Source organism: Empedobacter sp. UBA7494 (genome assembly GCF_002478465.1).
Classification (GTDB): domain Bacteria; phylum Bacteroidota; class Bacteroidia; order Flavobacteriales; family Weeksellaceae; genus Empedobacter; species Empedobacter falsenii_B.
Window position 1 is genome coordinate 1 of sequence record NZ_DLOC01000017.1, and the last position, 3,459, is coordinate 3,459.

3 protein-coding genes and 1 pseudogene are annotated in these 3,459 nt (G+C 35.8%); 1 reads left to right on the forward strand and 3 read right to left on the reverse strand.

Features of this window, described 5'->3' with window-relative positions; genetic code table 11:
• A partial coding sequence (locus B4E95_RS01735; RefSeq protein ID WP_291089445.1) for a transposase occupies window positions 1-190 on the forward strand: 190 nt, incomplete at its 5' end.
• A 171-nt stretch (window positions 191-361) separates the two neighbouring features.
• Here B4E95_RS01735 and B4E95_RS13035 read toward each other — a convergent pair.
• From B4E95_RS13035 to B4E95_RS13040, 3 genes and pseudogenes are all read right to left on the reverse strand, one after another.
• Window positions 362-1,402: a methylated-DNA--[protein]-cysteine S-methyltransferase gene (locus B4E95_RS13035; RefSeq protein ID WP_349680093.1), complete on the reverse strand. Its 1,041-nt coding sequence runs from the start codon at window positions 1,400-1,402 to the stop codon at window positions 362-364.
• 2 nt (window positions 1,403-1,404) lie between these two features.
• Window positions 1,405-2,199, reverse strand: coding sequence for an isocitrate lyase/PEP mutase family protein (locus B4E95_RS01750; protein WP_291089448.1), 795 nt, complete (start codon window positions 2,197-2,199; stop codon window positions 1,405-1,407).
• 560 nt (window positions 2,200-2,759) lie between these two features.
• Window positions 2,760-3,062: pseudogene (locus B4E95_RS13040) on the reverse strand (putative quinol monooxygenase); the annotation flags it as partial.
• Between the last annotated feature and the right edge of the window lie 397 nt (window positions 3,063-3,459).

Sequence of the window (3,459 nt, forward strand, 5' to 3'; positions counted from 1 at the left end):
CATTAAACCAGAAGAGGCATTCCCTATTTACAGAAAGAGATGGCAGATTGAGACGCTTTTCAGAGGTTTGAAATCAAGTGGATTTCATCTTGAAGATACCCATGTAACTCATTTAGACAGGCTGGAAAAACTAATTTTACTGGTAATGATCGCATTTGTCTGGTATTATAAAACGGGGGGACTTCCTTGACAGTCATATTAAGAAAATCAAAATTAAAAAACATGGAAACAGAGCTGTAAGTGTATTCAGATGTGGCTTGGATTATATTTCCAGACTCCTAATCACCAAAAATAAAAACCTAAATATCAATGTTTTAGATTTTCTGTCGTGTACTTAGAAAATTCTTATTTCTGTTATCATTTATACATTCTGTTTTTCAAGTTCTAACAAATATTTTTTTCGCCAAAGCCCGCCACCGTAACCCGTCAATTGTCCGTCAGACCCAATCACTCGGTGACACGGAACTAAAATAGAAATTCTGTTCATTCCGTTTGCATTAGCAACGGCTCTAACACTTTCAGGATTTCCAATTGTTATGGCTTGTTCTTTATATGATTTTGTTTGTCCATAAGGAATGCGTTGCAAAGCAGCCCAGACTTTATTTTGAAAGTCGGAACCTGGTGTATGTAACGGAACAGAAAATGCTGTTCTCTTGCCATTAAAATATTCTTGTAATTCGATTTCTAATGTATCAAAATGCTTATTATTTCCTTGAATAATTGTAGCATTTAAAAGTTTTGCAATTGACTTCAATTCCGTTTCCAACATTTTTCTGTCGGTAAATTCTAATAGACAAATTCCTTGATTGGTCGCACAAACAAGCATTGTTCCTAATGGCGTTTCAATTCGTTTGAGGTCAATAATATTTTGTTGTTTTCCGTTCTTTGGGGAAACTCCAAAAATGTTTTTAAAGCTGTCGCCAAATCCACTTAGAGATTCAAAACCTGTGTCAAAAGCCGTATGCGTAACACTTTTACCATTTTGTATTTTTTTAAATGCTGAGTTAATTCTAAACATTCTTTGATAGGCTTGAAAGGTAATTCCGTGATTTTTTAAAAACCATCTTCTTATTTGGCTTGGTTCAATTCCTTTTTGTTTAAGATCGTAGTCTTTGAATTTTAAAGTTGGGTTTTCTGAAAGTTCATCAATGATTTTCTGAAATTCAATAGGTGTTTGGTTTATCATTTTTAAAGGATTACAAACTTTACAAGCTCTGTAGCCTTTGAGAATGCACTCTTTGGAAGTTTTTAGAAATTCTACATTTTCCAATTTGGGTTTTCGGGCTGGGCAAGACGGTCGGCAAAAAATGCCTGTGGTTTTAACTGCCGTAAAAAACACTCCTTCAAACGAAGTGTCTTTTTCAACAATTGCTTTGTACATTATTTCTACGGTCAATTCCATTTTTAAAACAAAGCATTAAAAGATTGTTCAGTTAAAACTTTTGTCGTCATATTTTCTAATAATGTATAGGCATATCCATTTAAAAAATTACCCATACTTATTCTTTTTACCTCCAGTTTTTCAAGCGTTTCAAAATTGGGCAATTCTGGCATACACATTACATTGAGTGGCAATTTAGTTTGAGAAACGATTGTAGAAATATCGCTTTCTTTTGTGATGCAAGGCAAAAATATTCCGTCTGCTCCTGATAGTTCATACTTTTTTATTCTTTCCGTTGCAATTTGTAGAGCATTTGGAACATTCAAAAGAAACGCATCGCATCTTACATTAATAAAAATTGAAATTCCTTTTTGTATTAAGATATACTTTACTTCTTGTAAAAGTTGAGAAAATTGAAGACTGTCTTTCAATTTTCGTTCTCCATTTTCAAAAAAACTATCCTCTATATTTATACCTACAACACCCAATTTTTCTAATGATATGATGTTGTTAGCAATTACTGTTGCAGTATTTCCATAACCACACTCAATATCCACAGACAATGGAAGTGTAGCACTTTTACTAATTTTTTCTACAATGAATAGTAAATCCGAAAAAGGTATTTGTTCTCCATCTTCGTAGCCTAAAGAATGAGAAATTGCTGCACTTGAAGTTCCGATGGCTTGAAAATTTAATTTTTCACAAACCTTTGCACTCTGCACATTCCAAACATTTCCAATAATTAGAGGCTTTGTCTGATTGTGCAATTCTTTAAATTTAAAAAACTTTGTCATTTCTTTATTTTTTTGTGCAAACATACTCTCAGTCTTTGTCTGCATACAACCGAAAAATTGACAAGTATTTTTTTGTACGGTTTCGTTTTACAATGACGGCTAACGTCCTCGCGCTAGGCGACGTTGCCAAGGAAAGCGGGCTGCGTTCCTTCGGTGAATATAAAACTTTCTCGTAATATTGAACTTCATTTCGCCTAACTCCTTGGCAATGAGCGCTTAGCGTGTGTTAGCGGCACGCATTTGGATAATGAGTTTCTTTATTTTACTCAAGAATTAAAATTCTCGGCTGTAATTTTAAGCAAATGCATATCTGGGAAACTGCCAAGCAATGAAAGTGAATGTTTGGCTAATTCTTGAGGAACGCGGCCTACAAGATGCTTTAAACGGCCACCATTGTCAGGAAAAACATCGAAAATGCCGTACTCATCGTTCGGTAGATGGATAGCAAACCAAGCTATTGTATCTTCTTCCGCCATGACCAAAGGCTGAGCATCTTTTAAAAATTGAATCACTTCCTGCTCGTGGCCCTCTTTTGCTTTAAATGTGAGCAATAGTCCTTTTGTATTAGTTTCTGCTGGCGCTACGGATGGTAATTTGCTGGCGAGAATATCTATTTTTTGAATATCCGGGGAGGTTTCAAATAATTCATCTGCTTTCTGAATTAAAACGGTGGCAACTGCTCCTTTAAGATGTGCATCACGGGACGCTTCATCAGGGAAAAAATCAATGATGCCATATTCGGACCGGCCAAAACGGAGGGCAAACCAAGCTTTTGTTCCAGCCTCTTGCCGTACTAGCGGAAGGGCAGACGAAAGGAAATCTTCCACCTCGTCATCTTTACCATGTTTCGCTTCTAAACGAACTAATAATCCTTTAGTGATTTTCATGATTCATAATATTAAGTTGTTCTTTAAATTTCGCCTATTAAAGGTACGAAAAGAATCATCATAACAATCAGCCAATATTGCTTATTGCCTCAAACGAAGTAAAAAAGCGTCGAAGATAGACCGCGAGATAACAAACTGACAAAAGCAATGCTCGAATAGGTAAGGCTTGAGGCGATTTTCGCTTGCCGCTAACGTTTTGGGTATTGCCGAAGTGGGGGATTTTGGAAACCGTCAGATGAGTTTAGCACCGAAATTTTATAGTAGCACAACCGTTGAAGTTTGCTCGTCAGCCCCCATTGCGGCAATACCTTCTTTACTTTACATTCATAAAATAATTACCTTTAAAATAAACAAGACAGGGGTGAACTAACAATATCCTTAGAGCGTAAAAGTCTCA

Bases quoted from the DNA above. Each gene is read 5' to 3' on its own strand.
- B4E95_RS01750 (WP_291089448.1), bottom strand. From the start codon at position 2,199: ATGTTTGCACAAAAAAATAAAGAAATGACAAAGTTTTTTAAATTTAAA.
- B4E95_RS13035 (WP_349680093.1), bottom strand. From the start codon at position 1,402: ATGGAATTGACCGTAGAAATAATGTACAAAGCAATTGTTGAAAAAGAC.